This is a genomic window from Wolbachia endosymbiont (group B) of Ischnura elegans (assembly GCF_947251585.1).
Lineage (GTDB): Bacteria > Pseudomonadota > Alphaproteobacteria > Rickettsiales > Anaplasmataceae > Wolbachia.
Window position 1 is genome coordinate 362,386 of the sequence record NZ_OX366371.1, and the last position, 25,821, is coordinate 388,206.

Consider the following 25,821-nt stretch of genomic DNA (forward strand, 5'->3'; position numbering starts at 1 on the left):
AGCTCTTTAGTTCAGCTTACATATTTTTTTATCTCAGCCAGAATCTTATCAGATTGACTTTCATCTGAATTTAAATCAGCTACAAAGTGTGTGACATATTTTCCTTCAGGGCTAATAAGGTATATCATTGAAGAATGGTTAATTTCCTCTTCTCCATCTACTTTACTTGCATATACTTTATACTTTGCAACTACTTCATCTATTTTTTGTCTTTCACCAGTTAGCATTTGTATTCTATGGTCAAATTGCTGCTGAAATTCTTTAAGCCTTTCTGTGTTATCGCGCTCAGGATCAACTGTGATAAAAAATGTTTGTAGCTTATTGTCAGTTTTCTTATCTAACTTTGCAAGTGTTTCTGAAATTATGCCGAGATTCATAGGGCAAATTCTTTTGCATGAGGAAAATCCGAAAAAAATCATCATATACTTATTTTTAAAATCACTACTGCGTACTGTTTGTCCGTCTTGATTGATCAAAGAAAAATCTCCACCTACCTTAATTTCTGTATTTTGTGAAACAAATATGCCTTGCTTGGTAAAATAACAATAACCTAAGAAGATAGCTGCTACTGTTATTAGCAAACTAGACAATAACCTTATAAACTTTATCATTAAAGCGTTTCCAATAAAGTTAAATCATATATTGATTAGTTGATTGATTCAATATATTCCTTCCAAAGTGGGTTGTTAATTTTATCTAACAATTTCTTATGCTCATCAATTTCTTTAATACTTGGTGAATGTTCTCTGCGAGCTAAATTACGCACTTTATGCTGAATAAACGTAGAGTTATTGTCCTGAGCACATTCATTATTAAATAAAAAGGTTTGCAATCCTCCTGTAAGCTCAACATAGACCTTTGCAAGCAATTGAGCATCAACTAATGCTCCGTGTAACTCTCTACCTTCTAGCGATATATCAAAACGCTTGCATAATGCATTTAAAGAAGCAGGTGATCCTACAAACTTTTTTCTTGCAAGTGGTAATGTATCTAGCACTCTATCTGAGGAAATTAACCCGGCATTCAACTTGTTTAACTCCATATTAAGGAACTTAATATCAAACTCAGCATTATGAATTACCAAGATGTCATTAGATATGAAGTCAAGAAATTCAAGTGCAACATCTGAAAATAGTGGCTTATCTTCCAAAAACTCCTCACTAATACCATGAATCTTAAATGAGTGGTAAGGTATATCTCTCTCTGGATTAAGATATCGATGAAATGTTTTACCTGTTGGAATACGGTTAATTAGTTCTACACATCCTATCTCAATAATTCGATGGCCAGACTCAGTGTCAAGACCTGTAGTTTCAGTATCAAGTACTATTTCTCGTAGCCTACTTTCCATCGGTGTAACTAATCTTACTTGTCATTTGCTGTTAAATTTTTATCGGTACTTGCCTTCTTGTAGTTAATGGAAACAAGCAACCAGGTTGGATCTGATGAATTAATATTTTTTTTGAATTGCCATACATCCTCAACTTTGTTAATAGTAGACATACTACCTGATATGATATCTCCTTCATTATTCTTAACGAAGTTAATTTGCTCTGAAAGGAAATATACTGCAATAAATATTACGTTTTTTACTAGCTTTATTTCTAAGATCTTTTGTGAAACGATAGAAACAATTATAGACTCGTGTATCTCTTTACGATGCTTAATCTTATCCACAAAGCTGTTATACAAATCTTTGTCCAGAAGGGATTTTAATTGAGGTAAATTCCCTTGGTTAAAATATTTAATTATTAATTCAAAAGCTATGCTTGAACCTTCTATAAAATTGGAAATAGAGAACTCTCTGTTTTTTTGTAATATTTGTTTATAAGTAGCTTCTATTGAACTTTTGTCGTTGCTATAAATATAATCTTCGATATTTTCTACCACATCCTCTTTACTTTGACTTGCATCCAATACAACTGTTAGCTTTTTTAGGTTGAGACTGGCTGATCTTCCTAAAGAATTGTATAAGCGTGAAAAAATAAACGCCGCTAGTAAAGCATATATTACAAGCTCTATCATGGTAACTTAACCCCTTGGTATATAAAGTATCTAAATATTATTAATTATTGATAAAAATATGTTTTGCATATTAGCCTATAGTTAGGTTTGCTATTCGTTTATAAATGAATATATTATATAAGAAAGTATTAAATATCTCAACTTAATTAAAGGAGAAGTAAGAAATGTTACAACACAAAATGAAAATTCATGGTCAGTATGTCAAAGATCTTTCGTTTGAGAATCCAAATTCGCCATTCCTTCCTTCTAGTAAAGCTCCCGATATTAATGTAACGGTTAATATTAATTCAGCAAAATTAGAAGGAACGGAAAGCAAAGAAGGAATAAATGAAGAAAAACCTTTTCATGAAATTACTTTGCATATAGAAGTCAAAGCGACGGTAAAAGATGAAGATATAAAAAATGGTATAGCTTTCATTTGTGAGATAAAGTATTGTGGTATTTTTTCAATAGAAAATTTGAAAGAGTTGAGTGAAGAGGAAGTAAGACAAGCTTTGTTTATTGGCGGGCCTACTTTTCTTTTTCCTTTTGCAAGAGAAGTAATTGCAAGAACTACAAGTAGTGGTGGGTTTCCTCCACTTATGCTAGATCCTATAGATTTTGAAACTATGTATCAGCAGCAAAGTCAACAACAAAAAAGTAGCGCTAGTAATTCCAATTTTAACTAATACAGGATGAACAATTCTTTAAATGCAAAGACGACTTTAAATATTGATGGAAGGTTATATAACTACTTTAACCTAAGTAACGCTGGTAAATTCTTAGGAGTAAATTTAACCAAATTGCCTTGTTCACTCAAGGTATTGCTTGAAAATTTATTGCGCAACGAAGATGGAGTAAGCGTTAAATTAGATGACATAAAGATATTAGCAAATTGCGTCAAGAAACACATTAATCACGAAATTAGCTACAAGCCAGCAAGGGTTTTGATGCAGGATTTCACAGGAGTTCCTGCTGTCGTTGACTTAGCTTCAATGCGTAATTATGTGAAGAAAAACGGAGGTAACCCAAGCAAAATAAATCCATCTGTAACTGTTGATCTTGTGATCGATCACTCTGTTCAAGTAGATAGTTATGGAAGCACTTCCGCATTCAGTAAAAATGTTGAGCTAGAAGTAAAAAGAAATTTGGAGAGATATCAATTTTTAAAGTGGGGAGAGTCGTCCTTCACAAATTTTAGAGTAGTACCACCAGGTACTGGAATTTGCCATCAAGTAAACCTTGAGTATTTAGCGCAAGTTGTGTGTAATAATGATGGGGTCATATATCCTGACACTTTAGTTGGTACTGACAGTCACACTACAATGATTAACGGGTTATCAGTCCTTGGTTGGGGTGTTGGAGGCATAGAAGCTGAGTCTGTGATGCTTGGTCAACCAATTAGTATGGTGATTCCAGAAGTAGTTGGATTTAAATTAATTGGCAGACTACCGGAAGGAGTAACTGCGACTGATTTAGTGCTGACGGTTACCAGTATCCTAAGAACAAAAGGTGTTGTTGGTAAATTTGTAGAATTTTATGGTGATGGTTTAGATTATTTATCTCTAGCAGACAGGGCCACTATAGCTAACATGGCCCCAGAGTATGGTGCAACTTGTGGGTTTTTTCCAATTGATCAGAAAACACTCGATTATTTACATTTAACAGGGCGACCAGAAGACCTGATCAAATTAGTTGAAGTCTATTCAAAAGAGCAGGGATTGTGGCGTAGCAGTAATGAGTTAGCATTTTTTGACACACTAGAGCTTGATTTATCAAGCGTAAAGCCAGTGATGGCTGGTCCTAAAAGACCACAGGATAAGATTTTCCTTTCAGAAGTAGCGGAATCTTTTTCTACATCTTTTCCTATTAATGAGACAAACAGACCTCCGTTGGAACCTATCTATGGCGATCAGCTCCAGAGTGGCAGCGTAGTGATTGCAGCAATAACAAGCTGCACTAACACCTCAAATCCAAGTGTGATGATTGCTGCAGGTCTTGTAGCTCGTAATGCAATTAAACTTGGATTAAAATCAAAGCCTTGGGTTAAAACTTCTCTTGCTCCAGGGTCACAAGTTGTGACAGAATATTTAGAAAAGTCTGGATTGCAGGTAGATCTAAATGCTTTGGGTTTTAATCTAGTTGGATATGGCTGCACAACTTGCATTGGAAATTCTGGTCCACTTAATAAGGATATAGAGGATGATATAAAAAACAAAAACTTAACTGTTGCTGCAGTTTTGTCTGGCAATCGTAACTTTGAAGGAAGAATTCATCCGTTAGTCAAAGCTAATTACTTGGCATCTCCGCCACTTATTGTTGCATATGCACTTGCAGGCACTGTGCAAATTGATTTGACAAAAGATTCAATATGCAAAGATAAGAATGGAGATGATGTCTATCTCAAAGATATATGGCCAACAAATAATGAAGTTGAGAGCTGTGTTAAAAGTGTTGTGACGCGTGAAATGTTCATACAAAAGTATAAGGATGTTTTTTCTGGTGATGAGCATTGGCAAAAGATAAAGTGTGAGAAAGGTGAAATCTATGATTGGGACGCGAAAAGCACTTATATACAAAACCCTCCCTATTTTGATAATTTATCGACTAAGAACAATGGAAGCAACATAGTTGATATAAAGAATGCGCAAATACTAGCGATGTTTGGCGATAGCGTCACTACCGACCACATTTCCCCTGCTGGAAATATTGCCTCAAATAGTCCTGCAGGCATATATTTAAAAGGTCTTGGAGTTGAACCGCAAGATTTCAATTCATATGGATCTCGCCGCGGTAACCACAACGTAATGATGCGTGGAACCTTTGCTAATATCAGAATAAGAAATAAAATGGTGAGCGCTGAGGGTGGCTATACAAAACATATTCCTTCTCAAGAAACTATGTCAATTTTTGATGCAGCAATGCAATATAAAAGAGAAGCTGTTCCATTAGTTGTCATTGCAGGAAAAGAATATGGTACAGGTTCAAGTAGGGATTGGGCAGCAAAGGGTACTGCATTACTGGGAATTAAAGCTGTGATTGCAGAAAGTTTTGAACGCATACATAGGTCCAACTTGGTCGGCATGGGTGTTCTTCCACTTATATTCCAAAATGGAATAACCAGAAAGATATTTGATGGTAGTGAGATAATAAGCATAAAAGGTGAAATAGTATCAAATGGAAATCTAGAATGTATCATTAAAAGACATGATAATTCAAAGCAATCAATACAACTCAAATGCTGTGTACAAACCGCAACTGAGATTAAATACTTAATGAGTGGTGGAGTGTTAAGCTACATACTTCTTTCGACTTAGTAAAAGTAAGTACTAGACTTCTTTTAGCTCCAGCCCTGGTCCTTTTAAATAATGATTTGTTCTATGCGAAGTTATGATATAATTTTACCTTACATATAGTAAAGGTGTTATGATTAGCTCTATACAAGAACCTAATGAACTCAGAAAACGTTTACAAGGATTTTATCGTACTGATGAAAAAACCTGTGTACGTTATCTTGTAGAAAAAGTAAAACTTTCGGTTGATTCGAAAAACAGAATTTACAATATTGCAAAACAAGTTATTGAAAAAATCAAACACAATAAATTAAGTATTGTAGATTCCTTTATGCAGCAATATTCGCTTTCCAATGATGAAGGAATAGCATTGATGTGCCTTGCTGAATCGCTACTTAGAATACCAGATGATTACACAATAGACGAATTGATCAAAGATAAAATTACCAACCAAGAATGGAATAAACACTTGGGGCGTTCCTCTTCATTGTTTGTTAATGCTTCCACATGGAGCTTGATGATAGGTAGCAGTATATTGAGAGATAATGAAGGCGATTCGAAGTTCTATTACGCAATTTCTAAGTTACTTAAGAATTTAGGAGAACCGATCATTCGCAAAGCAGTAAAACAAGCAATGTCTATGCTTGGTAATCATTTTGTTGTTGGAGAAACCATAGAAGAAGCTTTAAGATATGCAAAACTAGATGACAATAGTAAGTTTTTATACTCTTTTGATATGCTTGGCGAAGCTGCTCACACAGCTGAAGATGCAGAAGAGTGTTTTGATTCATACATGCACTCAATAAAAGCTATAGGTGCAACTACTGAAGTGAATGATTGTTTTAAATCCCATGGAATTTCAATAAAACTTTCTGCTTTGCACCCACGTTATGAATTTGGTCAATTTGACCGAATTGCTGGTGAGATATTTACTAGGGTTTTAGAGCTCTGTCGTGAAGCAAAAAAATACAACATTTCACTATGCATAGATGCAGAAGAATCAGAAAGACTTGAGATGTCATTAGTTTTATTCGAGCAACTGCGTCTTGATGAGTCACTTTCTCAGTGGGGAGGGCTTGGCTTGGCTGTACAAGCATATCAAAAACGTGCTTTATCTGTGCTTGATTTTGTTGAGGATGTTGCTATCCGATCAAAGCATAAAATTATGGTAAGGCTTGTGAAAGGTGCATATTGGGACTCAGAAATCAAGTGTGCACAAGAGCTAGGGTTAAGTGGTTATTCAATATTTACAAGAAAAAGCTATACTGATGTATGCTACCTTGCGTGTGCACAGAAGCTTTTAAGCAAAGTAAATCACTTTTACCCATGCTTTGGAACTCATAATGCCTATACTTTTGCTACTATAATAGACCTTGCTGACAAAGATCATCCTGGATTTGAGTTTCAGCGTTTACACGGAATGGGTGAGGATTTATATGATTATGCAATGTCAGAACTTGCAACAAGCATCAGCTGTCGTATATATGCACCAGTTGGTAAACGTAGTGATTTATTACCATATCTTGTTAAGCGTCTTCTTGAAAATGGAGCTAATAGTTCGTTCGTCAATAAAATAAATGATCCTAACGTTAAAATTGAAGAATTAGTCTCGGATCCATTAGAAAAAGCTAAAAGTTTAGAATATGAACCTCATCAAAACATTCCATTGCCACAAGATATTTTTGGAGAGGAAAGAAAAAACTCCTTGGGGATGGATATTAGTGATTCAATTACAGTTTCGCAATTTGCAAATGATATAAAAAAATTTAGTGAAAAGAAATGGCAAGTTGGGCCAATAATTGATGGAAAGGCACTACTTGATAGTGCTGAATTTATCGAAGTAGTGAATCCTGCACATTTGGAAAATGTAATTGGAGAAGTGTCAAGTACAACAAGCGCTCAGGCTTTAAATGCTCTTGAAATAGCACATAGTGCTTTTACTAAGTGGCAGAATATTTCAGCAGAAGAGCGCGCTAAATGCCTTGAAAAAGCTGCAGATTTGCTTGAGGAAAGGATGAAAGAGTTGGTTTACATTCTGATCTTGGAAGCAGGAAAAATTTTATCCGATGCAATAGCAGAAGTAAGAGAGGCAATCGACTTTTTGCGCTATTATGCAATGATAGCAAAAAACGAACTGAATGACTGGAAAAAATTGCCAGGTCCAACAGGTGAAGATAACTTCATCTTTTTTGAGGGCAGAGGAGTTTTCTTATGCATATCACCGTGGAATTTTCCACTTGCTATCTTCATTGGGCAGGTTTCAGCTGCACTTGTAGCAGGTAATGCAGTGCTGGCAAAACCGGCAGAGCAAACGCCGATTATTGCCTATGAAGCCGTTAAGATACTACACGAAGCTGGAATACCAAAAAATGTATTACATCTTGTTCCAGGAGATGGTCGATATTTAGGTAAAATATTAGTGCCAGATAATAGAATTTCCGGTGTAGCTTTTACCGGCTCAACACAGACCGCTCAAATAATTAATAGAATGCTTGCCAGCAGAGATGGTCCTATTGTGCCACTTATCGCTGAAACTGGTGGATTAAATGCTATGATTGTTGATAGTTCTGCTCTTTTAGAGCAGGTAACTAAGGATGTTTTAATTTCTGCATTTCGCAGTGGCGGTCAACGTTGTTCTGCTCTCAGAGTGCTATTTATTCAAGAAGATATAGCAGAAAAACAGATAAAAATGATATGCAATGCAGCTCAAGAACTAAAGATAGGTGACCCAATACAACTGAGCACAGATATTGGTCCAATAATTGACAAAGCATCTATTGATATGCTCACTAAACATACGGAAAAAATATCAAGGGATGAAGATTCAAACCTTTTGTCCAAGGTACCCATGGATACAAATTCTTATAATGGTTATTTCTTTCCTCCGTACATTTATGAGATACAAAAAATTTCGCAATTAAAGCAAGAAGTGTTTGGGCCTATTTTACATATCATACGTTTTAATAAGTCGCAGTTAAATGAAGTTATAAGTGATATAAACAATACAGGATATGGACTTACGTTTTCTTTGCAAAGCCGTGTACAAAGTAAGATCGATTTAATAAGCAAGAAAATATCAGTTGGAAATGTATACATCAATCGCAATCAAATAGGTGCAGCAGTTGGAATGCAACCATTTGGCGGTAGAGGACTGTCAGGTACCGGACCAAAAGCTGGTGGTCCTAATTATCTGCAACGTTTTTCTATAGAAAAGGTTGTAAGTGTCAACACTACAGCATGTGGCGGTAACATTACACTTGCGTGTTTGGATTGATTTGCAATTTCTAAATTGGAAGTCCGTGCAGTTGTGTATGCAGTACTAAAACCTAAAACTCATACACTGAAAGGATAGTTGTGATTCTAAGGAAGCTTCAAAGAAAGTCTTGTCTTTAATAAAAGAAAAAGGTTGCTATAATTCTGATAAAAGCACTATAAACAAAATGAATGTAAAAAATATCTTATTAGCGTTTTTAGTACAATTTATATTCGATTTGTCATTATTTGCGGCTGATCCTATTTTGCTTAATTGTATTGAAACTCCAGGGATTTATGATCTTGAAACAAGGCCAAAAAGCTTTAACTCTTCAAATAATTTAAGAAGAAAACCTGGCTCTCCAAATAATGCAGCAGGAGAATTAATAAATGTAGTGGGTAGAGTTACTGATGTAAATTGCTTACCGATACAAAATGCTGTGGTTTCTATATGGCACGCAGACTCACTTGGCATGAGCTATTATGATGAAAATGTGGAGCTTGATCCAAATTTTGCTGGATCAGGAAGATTTGTAGTAAATAACCTTGGCTATTATAATTTTATTACAATAGTACCAGGTAAAATTGGTGATAGGGCTCCACACATCAACTTTTTGGTCCAACATCCAGATTTTCCAGAATTCACAACACAAATGTTTTTTGCTGATCATAATTGCGATAACTGTGATGATCTTCTTCTTGGTAATCTTATTGAGAGTGGACTTGCAAGCCTTCTGATAGCACCATTTACTTATAACAATCAGGCCATGAAGACCTACACATTTAATATAACCCTAGGTGGGCATAACAAATTTTCTGATAAAAGATAAAGCCCTTGCATATCAGGGGAGTTCATAGTAGTCTTAAGCGCTATTGTACTTAAAATGTATATGAAAAATATCTTACTAATGTTTTTACTATGTTTTATGTGCAGCTTACAATTATTTGCAACGGAGATGTCAACGATGAAGATAACAATTTCTAAAGCTTTACCCGATTTTGAGACGCTAGTGGTAGGTTTGTTTGAGGGTGATAAGCTCATAACTAATGTTCTACAAGATAAGCAAGCTATAGATAACATCAAGAAATTTAGTGGTTTTAATGGAGGTTTTGGTGAATTTTTCTCCGTTACTTCATCAGAGGGAAAAAATATTATAGTTGCTGGTCTTGGAATGAGAGATGAATGGGATGAAAGCAAAGGATTAAATATTGGTGGTAAAATATATTGTGAGCTAAGCAGATTAAGAATCAAGCGAGCAGCTATTTCAATCGAGGGCAGTACAGCAAATGTTGCATATGGAGCATTTCTGCGCAGTTTCAAGTTTAATAAGTATAAAACTAAAAAGGATGAAAAAATTACAGAAGTAGAGGAAATTACATTATTAGTAAAAGATGAACAGTTAAGTAGCATTGAAAAATCATTTGAGCGTTTAAAACACGAAGGTGAAGGTATCTTTCTTGCACGTGCTTTTACTACTGAGCCACCTAATATTTTATATCCAGAGTCTTACGCTAATCGTATAAAAGCTGAACTTACTAAACTTGGTCTTGAGGTTGAAGTGCTTGATAAAAAGCAAATGGAAGAGAAAAAAATGGGAGCCCTGCTTGGAGTAGCACAAGGAAGTAGTAAAGAGCCAAAGTTAGTGGTGATAAAATGGAATGGGGCTTCTCAAGAACAAAAACCAATAGCTTTTATAGGCAAGGGTATAACGTTTGACACTGGTGGAGTGTCACTTAAACCCTCACGCGGTATGGAGTCAATGAAATATGACATGGCAGGTTCTGCTACTGTAGTTGGAGTGATGCGTACTCTAGCTGGGCGAAAAGCAAAAGTAAATGCAATTGGTGTGGTTGCACTTGCAGAAAATGCAGTGGATGGTAATGCTCAAAGACCGAGCGATGTAGTCACTTCAATGTCTGGACAAACAATAGAAATATTAAATACCGATGCAGAGGGAAGACTAATACTTGCGGATGCTTTATGGTATACACAAGATAGATTTGCACCGAAATTTATGATCGACCTTGCAACTTTAACTGGTGCTATAGTGGTTGCACTGGGAAATAATGAATATGCTGGTCTTTTTTCAAATAACGATGAATTAGCGAATCATCTGATTGATGCAGGAAATGAAGTAAATGAGAAATTATGGCGCTTTCCTATGAATGAAACTTATAACAAAATTATTGATTCGCCGATTGCTGATGTGCAAAATATAGCTCCTGCAGGTTCTGGTGGAGATAGTATAATGGCTGCACAGTTTCTACAGCGTTTTGTAAACGACACTTGTTGGGCACATTTAGACATTGCAGGCACTGCTTGGCACGAAAAAGGCACTGATATTTCTCCAAGAGGGGCAGTAGGTTTCGGTGTAAGGTTGCTAAATAAGTTGGTTGAGAAATACTATGAGATTAATAATTAAGGATCTTTGTATTGAGTTTATAGCTTAATTTACGGCTACATGAATGTCTATTTATAAGACGTAGAAAATGATATCATCAAAGTAACTTACATTTTCTTTTTTGGAGGTTCTAAAGTTACGTACTTGAGCAGCATCAAGAGAAAGTATTTTGTTCAAATGATGATTGTAATGATGGACTATTAAAACTTTAAAGCTATTTGGTATTGACGGTATATACTTAAGTGTTAGAATAAAATAGGAAGTTTTTAGGAGTTTATATGGCAGCAGGCGGAAAAGCGAAAACAGCTAGTAAAAATAACCCTACTCAGCGTAAGAAAGCAGAACAAAAAATGTATAAGGATAAACCGGTAAAGCCGGTTAGATATATAGACCGTGATTCACGTATGAACTATATGTCTGCTCAATACGATAACGGCAATCTAGTTGAAGATGAGGTAAGCGGCAATCCTATAAAGTGGGAAGCTGTATAGTAGTTGTGGTTAAAGTTACTATTAATTCTAAGGAATGTGAAGTAGAGCATGGGCTCACTATAATTCAAGCTTGTGAAGTTGTGGGCGTTGAAGTTCCGCGGTTTTGTTATCATGAGCGTTTAGCAATTGCTGGTAACTGCAGAATGTGTTTGGTTGAAGTTGAGGGTGGCCCTCCAAAACCAGTAGCTTCTTGTGCAATGCCAGTTGCAGAGGGTATGGTTATTCACACGGATACTCCCAAGGTAAAAAAGGCGCGTGAAGGTGTGCTTGAGTTTTTGCTAATAAACCACCCACTTGATTGCCCAATTTGTGATCAAGGTGGTGAATGCGATTTGCAAGATATCACGATGGCTTATGGTAAAGGAATCAGCAGACTTGATGAATATAAGAGGGCTGTGCCAAAAAAACATTTTGGTCCGCTGATTGAAACTGCAATGAACAGGTGTATTCATTGCACTCGGTGTGTTAGATTTTTGTCTGATGTTGCAGGTACAAATGAACTTGGAGGAATTGGAAGGGGAGAAAATATAGAGATTAGTACTTACATAAAAAGGCATATTAGCTCTGAATTATCTGGGAATATTATAGATCTTTGCCCGGTGGGAGCTTTAACTTCAAAGCCCTATTCTTTTACAGCACGTCCATGGGAGCTATCACATTGTGAAACTATAGATGTGCTAGATGCTGTGGGAAGTAATATTAGAGTTGATTGTCGTGGTCCTGAAGTTATGCGAATATTGCCAAGACTCAATGAAGAAGTGAACGAAGAATGGATATCAGACAAAACTCGTTTTGCTTACGATGGACTCAAAGTACAACGCCTCGATCGACCTTATATAAAAAAAGAGGGCAAATTAATTCCAGTTGATTGGAATGAAGCATTGGCTTTTGCTGCAAAGAAACTAAAGAGTACGAAATCAAACAAAATAGCTGCAATTGCAGGTGATTTAGCAGATTGTGAGTCTATGCTTCTACTCAAAGAAGTGATGCAGAAGCTTGGTTCGGGGAATATAGACTGCAGGCAAGATGGTGCAAATCTTATATCAAGTAATCGTGGATCTTATGTGTTCAATACCACTATTCAGGGTATAGAAAGTGCAGATTTATGCTTGCTAATCAATACGAATCCAAGGATAGAAGCACCAATAATTAACGCAAGATTGAGAAAGAGATATTTACAAGGTAATTTCACTATTGCAAATATTGGTCCTAATCTTGAATATCTATATAATGTTGAAAGATTAGGTGATGGTCCAAACGTTCTAAAAGAAATAGAAGAGGGAAATCACAAATTCTGCGAGTTACTGAGTGCGGCTCAGAACCCTATGCTAATTATCGGTCAAGATGCATTAATAAGAGATGATTCTGAATCAGTTTTAGCTCTAGCTGGCAAAATTGCAGAAAAATTTAACATGATCAGAGATGACTGGAATGGCTTTAACGTACTGCATAAGGCTGCAGCAAGGGTTGGTGGACTCGATATTGGATTTGTTCCTAGCAAAGGTGGAAAAGACATTAATCAGATGCTAAAACAGGCAGAAAGTGGCGAGGTGGAAGTTGTTTATCTTCTTGGTGCAGATGAAATTGATACATCAAAATTAGAAAATACATTTGTAATTTATCAAGGCCACCATGGTGATAGGGGAGCGCATATAGCAGATGTCATTCTACCTGGAGCTGCATACACAGAAAAATATGCAACTTATGTAAATACTGAAGGGCGAGTACAGAGAACAAATTTAGCTGTTTTTCCTCCTGGTGAAGCAAAGGAAGATTGGTTGATTATTAAAAATTTATCCCAATATTTGAGCCTTTCCTTGTTATATGATAGTTTATTTGATGTGAGAAAAAAATTAGATACTATCGGTCCACAGTTTAGAAGTGTTGATCAAGTGGTAAAAAATACATGGGTACCAATCAGCAATGGTAAAATAAATTTAAGTAATACGCCTTTTACTTTAAAGGAGTGTAATTTTTATATGACAGACTCAATAGGTCGTGCTTCAAAAATAATGGCAGATTGTACTAAGGATTTTTATGAACACTCTACTTAATATTTTATTTATTCTAACACCATTATTACTAATAACTCTGGTATATTTTCAACGAAAATTAAACTCTATATTTTTGTGTAAAGAACAAAATACATTAGAAAAACAGTTCGTTTATAAGCTAGTTGATTTTATCAATGATATTATTGCACTATTTACGGAAGGATATGTATGGATGGCAATAACATTTATTATAGTTACCGAGGGAAGAGGGAATTATTTGCCTCTCACAATGATCTTAATTATGATGTCACTAGTGTCATTCATATGCATATCATTTTACTATTCTATTAAGCTAAATGCTGTACAGAAAAGTGTTGTCCTATTGATTTCAATAGGGACATTGTCTTTTGTGTCTAGAGCATTTGCTGTATTTTTTATTGCCACAATTATGAACTATTTTTTTGATTTAGGGTTGCATGTACTTGATATTTGATATTCTTTTTCTTCTTATTCCACTTTTGCTTTCAGTAGCATATTTAGTGTACTTTGAGCGTAAAGTTATTGGTGCAATTCAACTAAGGCATGGTCCAAGTGTAGTAGGGCCATTTGGGCTACTACAGCCATTTGCAGATGCTATCAAATTGATAATTAAAGAGCCGATAATACCATTTAGAGCAAACACCATACTGTTTATTATGGCTCCAATGCTCACCTTTATTTTAGCATTAATTTCCTGGGCAGTTATACCATTTGGAGCTGAAATAATTACAGAAAATGGACAGCAGGTAATAATCCCTAAGGTAATATCAAATATTAATGTTGGAGTGCTTTATGTGCTAGCTATATCCTCTTTGGGAATATATGGCATTATTATTGCAGGCTGGTCTAGTAATTCTAATTATGCATTTCTTGGCGCTATAAGGTCAGCTGCTCAAATGATTTCATATGAAGTTTCAATAGGTCTAATAGTTGCTACAGTTGTTATTACAACTGGCACATTAAATCTTGGAGAGATGGTGGTAGCGAAACATAATATGCCATTTTGGATTGATTTATTACTAATGCCTATAGGAATAATATTTTTTATTTCTTTGCTTGCCGAAACTAATCGTCACCCATTTGACTTACCAGAAGCTGAAGCAGAGCTCGTCTCTGGGTATAACGTCGAGTATTCATCAATGCCTTTTGCTCTCTTTTTCTTGGGAGAATATGCAAATATGATTTTAGCAAGCGCTATGATGACAATATTCTTTCTAGGAGGGTGGTATCCTCCATTAGAGCTTAGTTTGCTGTATAAAATTCCTAGTTTAATCTGGTTTGTTTTGAAGATAGTTGTACTTTTGTTTATATTTGTTTGGATTAGAGCTACAATACCTCGTTATCGTTATGATCAATTAATGCGTCTTGGTTGGAAAGTATTTTTGCCAATATCGGTACTTTGGGTAATACTCATTTCAGGAGTGTTGCTTTTTACTGGGAATTTGCCTGGATCCAATGTTTAATTTCCCAAATACAAGGTTAAGGCGTAGGCGCTCAGGCAAGTGGATTCGCAATTTAACAAGTGAAAGCACTTTATCAGTAAATGATTTGATTTTTCCCTTATTTGTTCATGACGGAGAAGAAACAATTGAGCCAATTTCTGGCTTACCTGATATCAAATGTTATTCAATAGATGGATTAATTTCTATAATTCAGAAAGCTAAGGACTCGGGGATTAATGCTGTTGCAATTTTTCCTGTAGTTGATAGTAAACTAAAATCTGAAAACGCCGAGGAAGCGTACAATCCTGACAATTTAATCTGTAAAGCAATTTGTGCTGTAAAATCAAATGTACCGGATATTGGCATTATTGCAGACATTGCACTAGACCCATACACTACTCACGGTCATGATGGCATTTTAAAAAGCAGTAGGATAGATGTAGAAAGTGACGAGACTGTGTCAGCATTATGTAAGCAAGCACTTGTTTTAGCAAAAGCAGGATGCGATATAGTTGCTCCTTCTGATATGATGGATGGCAGGATAGGAAAAATAAGAAAAACATTGGATGATAATAACTTTCAGAATGTGTCAATATTGTCCTATGCAGTAAAGTACTGTTCTAGCTTCTATGCGCCGTTCAGGCAAGTTGTCGGTTCGTGCGCATCATCAAATTTCATCGACAAAAGTGGTTATCAAATGGATTATAGAAATGCACGTGAAGCAATCTGCGAAATCGAAATGGATATAGATGAAGGTGCAGATTTTATTATGATAAAGCCGGGTATGCCATACTTAGATGTAATAAAAACAGCAAGTGAAAAGTTTAATTTTCCGATTTTTGCTTACCAAGTAAGCGGTGAATACGCAATGATAAAAGCTGCAGCAAAGAATGGCTGGTTGGATTATAACAGAGTGATTTATGAGTCCTTAATTGGTTTTAAACGTGCAGGTGCAAGTGCAATATTTACCTATGCTGCACTTGATGTTGCAAAAAATTTGGTATCTACTTAGCAGTGTGGAACATCTAAGTAGGTAGCTGGCCGAAGTGACTTGACAAACCTTCCCACTTTCCTTATCATATCAATAAAAGTATTTATCCTTGTTTTTAATCTCTGCAGATTTAACAACAAAAATTCAGTAAAAAACTCAGGTATTTATTGGCAAATTACATAAAATTATAGCGGCTGCATGTCTTTTTTATTTTTTCTACGTTCAGCCAAATCGCGCTTGTTAGCACATTATCAATTTAAATTATAAAACTCACTACTGGGGGATTCTTTTGCCTTTTTTTTCGCCTGGTAAATTTTTTAATATTTTGAATTAGCTATACATACTGACATCATATCACAGTGCGTGACACTGTGATCCAGAAAAACTAACCGCAAATTGAATCATAATAAAGACTAGATTCCAGCGTCATGAGCTGGAATGACATCAACTTTTGAATTCCAGTTATGCAAGAGATCTAATGACGCAAAGGGGCTACTTGAATGACAGGAAAAGGAGCACTGGGATAGAGGCACTAATATGAAGAAAGAAGGGATAACGGTTATTGGTAAATTTAGATCGTTTTTAACTATTTGCCTTTTTTCTATGCAAGAAGTGTATTGATAAGTCCATTACAATTCAGTATTGTGAAAAATATAAGTCAAGTGTTAGTTAGGACATGGGGATTTTTTTTCAATTTTTGGGTAAGGTGCTAGGCAAGGTTTTTCCTGCCAAAATAGTAAGCTCTTTTTTAGGAGTAGGATATTTACCGGGTTGGCAGCATTATTGGTCTTCTTTTCTAATATTATTTATTACCGACATTATATTAATGCTTACATACGGAGGTGATTTTATACTATATAAAATGCCGAATTCAGGCATAGTTGTAGCTGCTATTTTTACCAAGCTAGCAATAGTTATGTTAGTGCTGCAATTAGTTGGCATATCTATTTTTCATACTCAAGATCCTTCAGCCAGCAGTGATGAGAATATAGTAATACAAATAGCATCAGGACAGGTGATGACTGTTGCGTTTTCGATGCCGGCAATAATGTCAATTTATTATATTGTAAGTAAATTCTATTTAAGTATATGCAAGGCAATACTTCAATGTCCATTTTGGTTTAATGATCTTATGCATTTGTTCTTTTTCTTTATAATACCTTATTTATTTTTTAATATTGTAGAAGTAATAAAACCATGGCCGATAAGTACGATACAGCTTAGTTATAACAATGCGATATCAATCACATTTGAAGGGATTTTTCATGTGTTTTATGCAGTGATTTTATTGTACTTGACTGCATTTATATTCTGCGATCTGACTATGCATGATGCGATTGTTTTAAACAAAAGCATATTTGAGTATGTAAAAGAAAGTTCAATAGCCTTGAGTGACTATTTTCATGGCACTATTAAAAAAATAAGTATAGAATAGTACTTATTTGCTTATGTATTCAGTTTAAAAGATATACAGTTTGCGTGAATCTACAGGATATAATAAAGGGATTACAAGATTTTTGGGCAGATGAAGGGTGTACTATACTTCATCCATATACGTCTGAAGTTGGAGCTGGAACACTACATCCCGCAACAATCATGTCAGCGATTGACGAAAAATCAACAAAAATTGCGTATCTACAACCAGTAATCAGACCTGCAGACGGACGCTATGGCGACAACCCTAATCGTTTATATCAGCATCATCAATACCAAGTTATAATAAAACCATCTGGCAGCAATTTGCAAGATATTTACTTAAATAGCTTAAAAGCTCTTGGTGTATCGACAAAAGAATATGATATTAAGTTTATTGAAGATGATTGGGAAAACCCAAGTGTTGGTGCATCCGGTCTTGGTTGGGAGGTTACATGCAACGGAATGGAAGTAACACAACTTACTTATATACAGCAAGTGGGAGGTATTGACTGCAGAATAATTCCTGGTGAAGTAGCATATGGGTTAGAGCGTTTAGCAATGTGCATACAGGGTGTAGATAATGTTTACGACATAATGTGGAACGGTAGCGGTGCAACTTATGGAGATATTTTTAAACAAAGAGAGCGAGAGTTTTCTTACCTGGCACTTGATTATTATGATACTAAAGTAGTACAACAGCAGTTTGAGGATACAGAAAAACTGTGTAAATTCCTTGTTGAAAAAGAATTGCCGATAGCAGCTTATGACCAATGTATTAAAACGAGCCATCTACTTAATCTACTTGATGCAAGAGGTGTGCTTGGTGTGAATGAACGTACAGCCTATATTGGTAGAGTGAGAGAGTTAACAAAAAAATGCTGTGAATTATATAGAGCAAAGTAGAATATGTTGTCACAATTATTGTTTGAATGTCTTTCAGAAGAAATTCCATCAAGAATGCAGAATTCATCTGCAGCTCAGGTTAAGAGCTATATCACTAATGCTTTTAGTAAAAATAATGTGAAATTTGCATCTATAGAAGTTTATGTGACTGCACGTCGCATTGCTCTTTTTATTGATGGCATAAGTGCTTTGGAGCTAAAAGATTCTAACAATGAGATTAAAGGACCAAGAGTTAATGCACCGAAAAGTGCTATCGAAGGTTTTTTGAGAAAAAATCGGAAAGGTGAAGAAGATTTACTCATTCGCAAAGTAAACGATGAAGATTTTTACTTCATTAAGAGAGAAAGCTGCTTATTTAACATCAACGGGTTTCTCAAAAATCAACTGGAGGAAATGCTAAAAAACTTTTCTTGGCCAAAGAGTATGAGATGGAGTGAAAGAAAAGAGAGATGGGTTAGGCCAATTAAAAATATTCTATGTATTTTAAATGACGAAATAATACCTATATCTTTTGCAGGGGTTACAGCATGCAACGTGACGTATGGTCATAGGTTTCTTTCAGGTGATGCAGTACTTACTGTTAAAACACCCAAAGACTATTTTGAATTGTTAGAAAAAAATAATGTCATTCTCCAGTTGGACAAAAGAAAGCAATTTATACTAGATCAGATTAATAAGTTTACAAAAGAGGAGAACTTACAACTTGAAAAAAATGATTATTTACTTAATGAATTGGCAGGGCTTATAGAGTGGCCAATAGTATTATTTGGTAAAGTAAAATCATCAGAATTACCGAAGAAAGTAATACTTAGTATAATTAATACGCAGCAAAAGTATCTTGCTTTAAGTGATGGACAGAAAATATCACATTTTGTTACTGTTGTAAATGTTAACAACAATGAAGTTGTCAAAGGCCATGAAAGAATATTAGAAGCACGTCTTGCTGATGCCCAGTTTTTGATATCTCAAGACAAGAAGGAAAACCTAGATTACTATGTCAAAAAATTGAGCTCTATTTCATTTCATGCTTCGCTCGGTAGCGTAGAAGAAAAAGTGAAGCGTATTATCGCTCTTTCAAAGTATATAGCGATATTTATTCCACATGCTTCATTAATTAAAGTTGAACGTGCTGCATATTTAGCAAAGGCAGATCTTGCAACGTTGATAGTGAAAGAATTTCCGGGATTGCAAGGAGTAATGAGTGGATACTACGCTTCTTATTTTCAAGAGGATAAAGAAGTAGTGGAAGCTATAACTGAGCACTATAAGCCAATTGGATCGGACCAAGAATGCCCTAAATCTCCTACTGCGATTGCTGTAGCTATTGCAGACAAAATGGATAGTTTGGTTGGCTTAATTGCAGCAGGTGAGAAAATCTCTGGTTCGTATGATCAGTTTGGTTTGCGGAGAATGACAATTGGTATAATTAGAACAATACTTGAAAATAATTTGCATATTCCAATTAGATTGCTGATAGATAAGTCAGTATCTTTATGTTCAAGGCTTCTATTGAATAAAAATATAACTCCAGTTGATAAGCCAAGTGAAAAACAAATTTTAGAACTAGTATTTAAATTCTGCTTAGAAAGGTTCAAGATTATTTTAAAAAATAGAAATATAAGGCAAGATGTTGTAGATTCAATACTATATAAAGTCGATATTAATGATCTGCTGAAAGCGGAAAAGCAAACTGTGATATTGGATCGTTATCTTAGTACAAAAGAAGGTGAACAGGTTCTAAGCACTTATAAAAGAGCCAGTAACATGATGAGCAAAGTGAGAAAAAGTGATGGCACTACTTATAATGCATCTTACAGTAAGAAGTTTTTGATTGAAGATGAGGAGATTGCGCTATCAAATTGTGCTATAGCTGCTTGTAAAAACATCAAACAAGCGATAGAAAATAACGACTTTAATACAGCGCTTGATGAACTTGCTCGTTTTGCTCCGTTTATCAATCAATTTATGGACAGTGTAAAGATTAACTGTGATTCTAATGAGCTTAGAATAAACAGGTTATCTTTGCTTGCAAATGTTGTTTCTACCTTTCATTTAGTAGCAGAGTTTAACCTTATACAGGTTAAACAATTGATAAATGCTCAGGCAATATAAGGAACAAATCAAATCATCTCCACAATCCTGTGGCGTTTATAAGATGATTGGAGATAAGAGTAAGGTTTTATACATTGGTAAAGCAAAAAACTTGAAGTCGAGATTATCCGACTACCTTCAATTCGAAAACCTTTCTGAACGAATCAGAGTAATGATCTCACAGGTTATTAAGGTTGAAATATTCATCACTGAGAATGAAATCGAAGCATTGCTTCTTGAAGCACAGTTAATAAAATCGTTAAAACCATCTTATAATATTTTGCTTAGGGATGGAAAATCTTATCCTTATATAACAATTTCTAAGCATGATTATCCAAGAATAGCGAAATATAGAGGTAAGTTTAAGAAGAATGAGTTTCATTACTACGGCCCTTTTCCATCTGCTGCTGCTGTTAAGAACACTATATTATCATTGCAAAAAGCTTTTCTCTTAAGAGTATGTTCAGATCAATATTTCTCTTCAACAAAAAGACCATGTCTTGAGTATCAAGTTAAGCGCTGTTCAGCACCATGCGTAGATAAAATTACAAAAGATGATTACTGCAAATCAGTAAAACAAGCACAAGATACTCTGCTAGGAAGGAATAAAGAAGTGCAAAGACAGCTATTTTCTACAATGGAAAAGTGCAGTAGGGAAATGAGCTACGAGCTTGCTGCTGTCTATAGAGATCGATTGAAATTTCTTCAGCAAATTCAAATGCAGCCAATGGATTTTTCTTTTGAAGAAGATGCAGATTTCTTCAGCATTGTACGTGAGGCAGACTTAGCATGCATTGGTGTACTATCTTTCAGAGATAAAGGTAACTATGGAAGCATTCCTTACTTCATTGAGAATTGTAGTGATCATCCAAATGATGAAATTTTATCCACCTTTTTGGTCAATTTGTATAATCCAGTTAATACACCACCAGCGCAAATTTACGTTCCCGATTTTATTAAGGATAAGGAAATTATAGAACAAGCACTTTATGCTCTTACTCAAAAATCAATAAAAGTTTTGTATGCGAAAAATAGTAAAGAGCGTGATTTGTTGAATTTTATTTACAATAATTCTAAGCATAGCCTAGAGCAGAAGCTTACTGATTATAGAAATAACCTAGAAAAGCTCGAAGAGCTTAGCAAAATCTTTTTGTTACCAAATATTCCAAAGCGTATCGAAGTTTATGACAATAGCCATATATCTGGAAATCAACAGATTGGTGTGATGGTTGTTGCAGGGCAGGAAGGTTTTTTAAAAAGTGAATACAAAAAATTTACTATAAAAGAAGAAATTTCAGGTGATGACTATAAAATGATGAGAGAAGTGCTGACTAGACGTTTCTCTGGCAATATAAAAGACATCATTCCTGATTTTTTACTGATAGATGGTGGGCCAGGACATGTTTCCATAGTGCAGAATGTGTTGGAGATATTGAATATAAACGTTCCTTTTGCTTGTATGGCAAAAGGTCATGATCGTAACGCAGGAAATGAAAGATTTTATGTGCCGAGCAGAGAAGAATTTACTCTAGCAAGTGACAGCAAGGTCATGCTTTATTTACAATTGCTGCGTAATGAAGCTCACCGTTTTGCAATAACTTCGCACAGAAAAAAACGCGATAAACAGTTTTTTGCTTCACAATTAAGCAAAATATCTGGTGTTGGCAGTAAAAGAAAGAAGGCACTCATGTCTCATTTTGGTTCGGTAGAAAACATAAGCAAAGCTTCTCTAGCTGAAATTCAAAACGTACCTGGAATTAGTAAAGGTTTAGCAGAAATCATTCTTCAACACGTGAATTCTAAGAAAGGTACTCCTAAATAGGTACTCTAAAATTAACCTTTATTTCTTCTTAATAAGACATAAAAAGCTCCTTTGCCACCATGTTTTTTTATGGCTTGCTGATAGTATAAGATCATATTTCGAACTTTTGTGTCATTCAACCACTTATTTAAGCTATTCTTTATAGTGTCTATTTTATCTGTACTATTACCATGCCCCGTAATTACCAATAAGCACCTATTCCTTGCTTGATAATTTTTGATAATAAAATCTATCAATTTAGAATAAGCATCATCTATACTATAGCCATGCAAATCGAGTTTATCGCTTATAAAATATTTGCCCCTATCGATCTTTAATTTTGTATTGTAGTCAAGACAAAATGATGAATCACCATTATCAGTATTAAGAAAATTTTCTTGTAAGCCAGAGATACCTTTATCAATCATAGATTTTATATTTACTTTGTGATCAACTTTCAAAGTAACTTTTCCACATTCTATTGGCTTAACATTTTTTTGCCAATCTAACTCATCGTCTGACATAAATTCATTAATTGAACTGCATAATTTTACAACAATATATAAACACAGTAAAATATTGCTTATTCTATAAGAACCAGGCTTTCAATAATACAATGAAATCATCAAAAGCTAATGAAAACTGTTGGCTATACGGAAAGCACACTTGTATCTCAGCATTAAGAAACAAAAATAGGCGGTGTATAGAACTGTTAGTAACAGAAAATTTCTACAGAGAATTTGAGAAAGAAATTAAACAATGTGCAGATAGTAAGGGCATTAAAGCTCGACTGGTAGAGAACAAAATGTTCAATGATGTTTTACCCAAAGGTGTAAATCACCAAGGAATTGCTTTAAAAGTTACTCCTATTTTTCACAGCTTAAATATTGAAGAAATAGCTGAAAGATCAGGTGAAAACTCTACTATAGTCATTTTAGATCAAATTACTGATACACACAATATAGGGTCGATTTTAAGAACCTCAGCTTGTTTCAACATTGATGCATTGGTTTTACCGTATCACCATTCACCAAGCGAAAATGCATCTATCGCAAAAACAGCAAGTGGCGCATTAGACATTGTTCCTCTAATATACGTTACAAACATAGTAAAGACGATGGAGTCTTTAAAAAAGATAGGCTACTGGTGTTATGGGTTTGATTGCAATGCAAAGGAAAATATAGATGAAATAAAGAATTTTGGGCAAAAAAGAGTAATTGTTTTTGGTTCTGAAGAGAAAGGAATGCGGAGACTAGTTAAAGAAAATTGTGATTATCTTTTAAAAATCCCAATGTCAAACGTAATTAACAGTCTAAATGTTTCAAACGCAGCAGCAATAGGACTATATTCCATCTACATTAAAACAAAAATCACTGCAAATTAGTTGCAATAAAACAAGGATGTCATTCCAGTATGTGATACTGGAATGACAACAGTGAATGACATCTTGCGATGTCATTCACTAGCACTTACATTACCAATCCCAAGAAAGAGGTGAACTTGAATCTGTTGGAATCTCGAAGGATGGCTGTGACACTATCTCTTTTATCTCATTTCTAAGCCATTCACTACCTTCTTGCCCAGCATTCGTGATAGCTTGCTTGAAACTGCTCTCTAGTACAGCTTTAGCAGCTTCAGTGACGTGACCATTACTATTTATAGCATTTCCTATTGTAGTTAACTTAATTAACTCAGCGTTTAAGTCAGCAGTCATCTTATCAGTCTTAGTTTGTATTGCAGTAACCTTGTCTCCTAAATTAGCAGCATTTGTAGCAGTTTCTATAGCAGTTACTTTAGCTGTTAAGTCAGCTGGAATAGTATCAGTTTTAGCCTTTATAGCAATGACATCAGCTCCTAAGGTATCTGTAATCTTATCAGTCTTAGCCTTTATTCCTGATATCAGATCTGTTCCGACTTGAGTTTTTATGGTAACTAAGTCAGCGCTTAAGTCAGCTGGAATAGAATCAGTCTTAGTTTTTATTGCACCTACGTTAGTTCCAATACCTAATAATGTAGCAATTGCACCTCCAGTAATGAAGTTTGTTGCTGTAGCACTGTAATCTATTTCAGCAGCACCATTAGGTTCATACCTAAAAGTGTTGAAAACACTAGTATTATCTACACCAAAGGTATACTTATTACCTGTATTATCTTCATAAATTATAGTTTTAACACCAGCTAAATCTGTTGCATCAGTTTGTCTATCTACTTTTTTAAAACTTAAATTAGCCACTATATAACTCTCCGTTAATTATAAAAACCATAGAGTGCATGAAAATAATATAAATTCCGTAAATACTAGATTTTGCATAAGATTTCCTTGAAGCTTTTCGCTTCAGAATTCTTCTCTTGTGATCTAAGTATGTAGCAGACGATGTCATCCTAGTAGCCCCTTTGGTGTTATTCCAGTGCTTGACACTGGAATCCATTTTTCCATCATAAGAAACGTTGATTACTTTTATACTAGCAAATTTAACTGGATTGTATATTAAATCAAAGCCGCAAGGCTATAATGAGCAAGGAGTGATACTGTCAATTGGATTGATTGATAGAAATCGTAGGCATCTCAGTACACTCCTTGCTTTGTAACCGTTCACGGATTGTGAGAATGAATTAAAGAACTAAGCAGTGACAGCTACTAGATTCTGTAGCTTTTGAAAGGGGTTCTGGCCATTTAGACGTGATGTCAAAAATATCGACAACATTCTTTCCACGAATCTTTCTCCACGTTCTGACCAGGTGAAAAAGCTGTTTTTACGATAAATTACGTACCGTCTAATTTGCCGTTCTGCAAGGTTATTAGTTGTTTCTATCACTTCAGGTTTTCTTAAAAACTTCCACATCATATCCTCAGATCGTAACATCTTAGCGGCCATTCTTGAAGCTTGAGTGCTATTTGCAACCCTCGTCATTTTACGTAAAAAATGTTTTACCCTTTTCCGAATTTTTCGCACCAGTCGATAAAATCTCAAATTATCTATCAAATTTTGTTTTTTTGCCTTATCTACTACAAACACCTTATTGCTGAGCGATTTTAGTGCTTGGCCAATTTTGCTCACTTCAACATTTTTACTATGGGCAAATCTCTCAAAATCTCTTGCCAGATGTGCCCAACATATCTGTCTATTTTCACGATTGAAGTAATTGTATACAGCGTATCTATCGCTCACAACTATACCATCATATTCTGGCAGTAAACTCTTCAACACCTTCTTACCACGAGACTCGCTTACCTTCAGAAGTGTCAACGCTTTGTTTGTTATTACCCAACTCCAGCCTCTCTTTCCTTGATTTCTGTGCCCTGTTTCGTCTATATGCAAATACTCGCTTCCTTGCAACTCTTCCTTCATTTTCTCATATTCAGATGCACACTTCTTCGATACCCTGCGTTCAGTATTTGAGACTAAACCAAGGCTTATATTTAGATTAAAAATACTGCCCAAAATTTGCTGTACCTCTCTTTTTGAGTTAATAAAAAAGCCGCTAAGGCTGCTTATAACTGTTTTAGCATTGGGTCCTAGAAAATCTCTTGCAACACCTTCGGGTAAATTTGCTGTAATTCTTTTATTACATACTCTTATATGTTAAAAACAAGTCTTTATAAATGTCACGAAATGGCGGTATAAAGACACGCAGAGAGGAGGAACCGTACATACTCTTGGTCATAAGGACCGTTTTGCAGCAAGGTTCTCCTGTAACCGT

20 protein-coding genes are annotated in these 25,821 nt (G+C 35.1%); 14 read left to right on the forward strand and 6 right to left on the reverse strand.

From position 1 onward, the window contains the following. Window positions 1–11: 11 nt before the first annotated feature. The 3 genes from OPR58_RS01850 to OPR58_RS01860 are packed head-to-tail and all read right to left on the reverse strand — an operon-like array spanning window position 12 to window position 2,025. Window positions 12–611 (reverse strand): SCO family protein, encoded by a 600-nt coding sequence (locus OPR58_RS01850; RefSeq protein ID WP_010404358.1) that lies wholly within the window; start codon window positions 609–611, stop codon window positions 12–14. Between the two features lie 35 nt (window positions 612–646). Further along, window positions 647–1,351, reverse strand: a complete 705-nt coding sequence (gene dnaQ, locus OPR58_RS01855) for a DNA polymerase III subunit epsilon (RefSeq protein ID WP_010404360.1) — start codon at window positions 1,349–1,351, stop codon at window positions 647–649. 14 nt (window positions 1,352–1,365) lie between these two features. After that, window positions 1,366–2,025: a Tim44/TimA family putative adaptor protein gene (locus tag OPR58_RS01860; RefSeq protein ID WP_010404363.1), complete on the reverse strand. Its 660-nt coding sequence runs from the start codon at window positions 2,023–2,025 to the stop codon at window positions 1,366–1,368. A gap of 164 nt (window positions 2,026–2,189) precedes the next feature. On the opposite strand from OPR58_RS01860, the gene secB reads away from it, so the two are divergent. From secB to uvrC, 13 genes are all read left to right on the forward strand, one after another. Then, window positions 2,190–2,693 carry a protein-export chaperone SecB gene (gene secB, locus OPR58_RS01865; protein ID WP_064085710.1) on the forward strand — a complete coding sequence of 168 codons (504 nt, stop codon included), beginning with the start codon at window positions 2,190–2,192 and terminating at the stop codon, window positions 2,691–2,693. A 6-nt stretch (window positions 2,694–2,699) separates the two neighbouring features. Further along, window positions 2,700–5,321, forward strand: a complete 2,622-nt coding sequence (acnA, locus tag OPR58_RS01870; RefSeq protein WP_265022873.1) for an aconitate hydratase AcnA — start codon at window positions 2,700–2,702, stop codon at window positions 5,319–5,321. Between the two features lie 109 nt (window positions 5,322–5,430). Next, window positions 5,431–8,571 (forward strand): bifunctional proline dehydrogenase/L-glutamate gamma-semialdehyde dehydrogenase PutA, encoded by a 3,141-nt coding sequence (gene putA / locus OPR58_RS01875; RefSeq protein ID WP_265022874.1) that lies wholly within the window; start codon window positions 5,431–5,433, stop codon window positions 8,569–8,571. Between the two features lie 166 nt (window positions 8,572–8,737). Beyond that, entirely contained in the window at window positions 8,738–9,379 is a 642-nt protein-coding gene (locus tag OPR58_RS01880) for a protocatechuate 3,4-dioxygenase (protein WP_064085711.1), read from the forward strand. A 135-nt stretch (window positions 9,380–9,514) separates the two neighbouring features. After that, window positions 9,515–10,972 (forward strand): leucyl aminopeptidase, encoded by a 1,458-nt coding sequence (locus OPR58_RS01885; RefSeq protein ID WP_010404380.1) that lies wholly within the window; start codon window positions 9,515–9,517, stop codon window positions 10,970–10,972. A 257-nt stretch (window positions 10,973–11,229) separates the two neighbouring features. Next, a complete protein-coding gene (locus OPR58_RS01890) occupies window positions 11,230–11,442 on the forward strand; it encodes a hypothetical protein (protein ID WP_006279675.1) in 213 nt (70 codons plus the stop codon). 5 nt (window positions 11,443–11,447) lie between these two features. Continuing rightward, on the forward strand, window positions 11,448–13,496 hold the full coding sequence (gene nuoG / locus OPR58_RS01895) for an NADH-quinone oxidoreductase subunit NuoG (RefSeq protein ID WP_264730011.1): 2,049 nt from the start codon (window positions 11,448–11,450) through the stop codon (window positions 13,494–13,496). Window positions 13,497–13,912: 416 nt separating this feature from the next. Beyond that, the gene (nuoH, locus tag OPR58_RS01900; RefSeq protein ID WP_010404403.1) at window positions 13,913–14,938 is read left to right on the forward strand and encodes an NADH-quinone oxidoreductase subunit NuoH; all 1,026 of its coding nucleotides are present in this window, start codon (window positions 13,913–13,915) and stop codon (window positions 14,936–14,938) included. Further along, window positions 14,931–15,929, forward strand: coding sequence for a porphobilinogen synthase (gene hemB, locus OPR58_RS01905; protein ID WP_265022875.1), 999 nt, complete (start codon window positions 14,931–14,933; stop codon window positions 15,927–15,929). The genes nuoH and hemB overlap by 8 nt, the downstream gene beginning before the upstream one ends. A gap of 655 nt (window positions 15,930–16,584) precedes the next feature. Then, window positions 16,585–17,343: a hypothetical protein gene (locus OPR58_RS01910; protein ID WP_010404500.1), complete on the forward strand. Its 759-nt coding sequence runs from the start codon at window positions 16,585–16,587 to the stop codon at window positions 17,341–17,343. 44 nt (window positions 17,344–17,387) lie between these two features. After that, complete coding sequence (locus tag OPR58_RS01915; RefSeq protein WP_264374578.1) at window positions 17,388–18,227, forward strand: glycine--tRNA ligase subunit alpha; 840 nt, start codon at window positions 17,388–17,390, stop codon at window positions 18,225–18,227. Between the two features lie 3 nt (window positions 18,228–18,230). Beyond that, window positions 18,231–20,339 carry a glycine--tRNA ligase subunit beta gene (gene glyS, locus OPR58_RS01920; protein WP_265022876.1) on the forward strand — a complete coding sequence of 703 codons (2,109 nt, stop codon included), beginning with the start codon at window positions 18,231–18,233 and terminating at the stop codon, window positions 20,337–20,339. After that, on the forward strand, window positions 20,323–22,140 hold the full coding sequence (gene uvrC, locus OPR58_RS01925; protein ID WP_265022877.1) for an excinuclease ABC subunit UvrC: 1,818 nt from the start codon (window positions 20,323–20,325) through the stop codon (window positions 22,138–22,140). Before glyS ends, uvrC begins: the two co-directional genes overlap by 17 nt. Before the next feature lie 11 nt (window positions 22,141–22,151). Here the strand turns inward: uvrC and OPR58_RS01930 are convergent, their stop codons facing one another. Further along, the gene (locus OPR58_RS01930; RefSeq protein ID WP_265022878.1) at window positions 22,152–22,643 is read right to left on the reverse strand and encodes a Smr/MutS family protein; all 492 of its coding nucleotides are present in this window, start codon (window positions 22,641–22,643) and stop codon (window positions 22,152–22,154) included. A gap of 92 nt (window positions 22,644–22,735) precedes the next feature. Here OPR58_RS01930 and rlmB point away from each other — a divergent pair, with 92 nt between their 5' ends. Beyond that, a complete protein-coding gene (gene rlmB, locus OPR58_RS01935) occupies window positions 22,736–23,503 on the forward strand; it encodes a 23S rRNA (guanosine(2251)-2'-O)-methyltransferase RlmB (protein ID WP_265022879.1) in 768 nt (255 codons plus the stop codon). 90 nt (window positions 23,504–23,593) lie between these two features. Here the strand turns inward: rlmB and OPR58_RS01940 are convergent, their stop codons facing one another. Further along, a complete protein-coding gene (locus OPR58_RS01940) occupies window positions 23,594–24,352 on the reverse strand; it encodes a hypothetical protein (RefSeq protein WP_265022880.1) in 759 nt (252 codons plus the stop codon). A 388-nt stretch (window positions 24,353–24,740) separates the two neighbouring features. Further along, a complete protein-coding gene (gene tnpC, locus OPR58_RS01945; RefSeq protein WP_320109902.1) occupies window positions 24,741–25,700 on the reverse strand; it encodes an IS66 family transposase in 960 nt (319 codons plus the stop codon). Window positions 25,701–25,821: the final 121 nt, after the last annotated feature.

What these genes read in the sequence shown, in the direction of transcription:
- OPR58_RS01850 (WP_010404358.1), bottom strand. Translation starts at nt 611, where the DNA reads ATGATAAAGTTTATAAGGTTATTGTCTAGTTTGCTAATAACAGTAGCA.
- dnaQ (WP_010404360.1), bottom strand. Translation starts at nt 1,351, where the DNA reads ATGGAAAGTAGGCTACGAGAAATAGTACTTGATACTGAAACTACAGGT.
- OPR58_RS01860 (WP_010404363.1), bottom strand. Translation starts at nt 2,025, where the DNA reads ATGATAGAGCTTGTAATATATGCTTTACTAGCGGCGTTTATTTTTTCA.
- secB (WP_064085710.1), top strand. Translation starts at nt 2,190, where the DNA reads ATGTTACAACACAAAATGAAAATTCATGGTCAGTATGTCAAAGATCTT.
- acnA (WP_265022873.1), top strand. Translation starts at nt 2,700, where the DNA reads ATGAACAATTCTTTAAATGCAAAGACGACTTTAAATATTGATGGAAGG.
- putA (WP_265022874.1), top strand. Translation starts at nt 5,431, where the DNA reads ATGATTAGCTCTATACAAGAACCTAATGAACTCAGAAAACGTTTACAA.
- OPR58_RS01880 (WP_064085711.1), top strand. Translation starts at nt 8,738, where the DNA reads ATGAATGTAAAAAATATCTTATTAGCGTTTTTAGTACAATTTATATTC.
- OPR58_RS01885 (WP_010404380.1), top strand. Translation starts at nt 9,515, where the DNA reads ATGAAGATAACAATTTCTAAAGCTTTACCCGATTTTGAGACGCTAGTG.
- OPR58_RS01890 (WP_006279675.1), top strand. Translation starts at nt 11,230, where the DNA reads ATGGCAGCAGGCGGAAAAGCGAAAACAGCTAGTAAAAATAACCCTACT.
- nuoH (WP_010404403.1), top strand. Translation starts at nt 13,913, where the DNA reads ATGTACTTGATATTTGATATTCTTTTTCTTCTTATTCCACTTTTGCTT.
- hemB (WP_265022875.1), top strand. Translation starts at nt 14,931, where the DNA reads ATGTTTAATTTCCCAAATACAAGGTTAAGGCGTAGGCGCTCAGGCAAG.
- OPR58_RS01910 (WP_010404500.1), top strand. Translation starts at nt 16,585, where the DNA reads ATGGGGATTTTTTTTCAATTTTTGGGTAAGGTGCTAGGCAAGGTTTTT.
- glyS (WP_265022876.1), top strand. Translation starts at nt 18,231, where the DNA reads ATGTTGTCACAATTATTGTTTGAATGTCTTTCAGAAGAAATTCCATCA.
- uvrC (WP_265022877.1), top strand. Translation starts at nt 20,323, where the DNA reads ATGCTCAGGCAATATAAGGAACAAATCAAATCATCTCCACAATCCTGT.
- OPR58_RS01930 (WP_265022878.1), bottom strand. Translation starts at nt 22,643, where the DNA reads ATGTCAGACGATGAGTTAGATTGGCAAAAAAATGTTAAGCCAATAGAA.
- rlmB (WP_265022879.1), top strand. Translation starts at nt 22,736, where the DNA reads ATGAAATCATCAAAAGCTAATGAAAACTGTTGGCTATACGGAAAGCAC.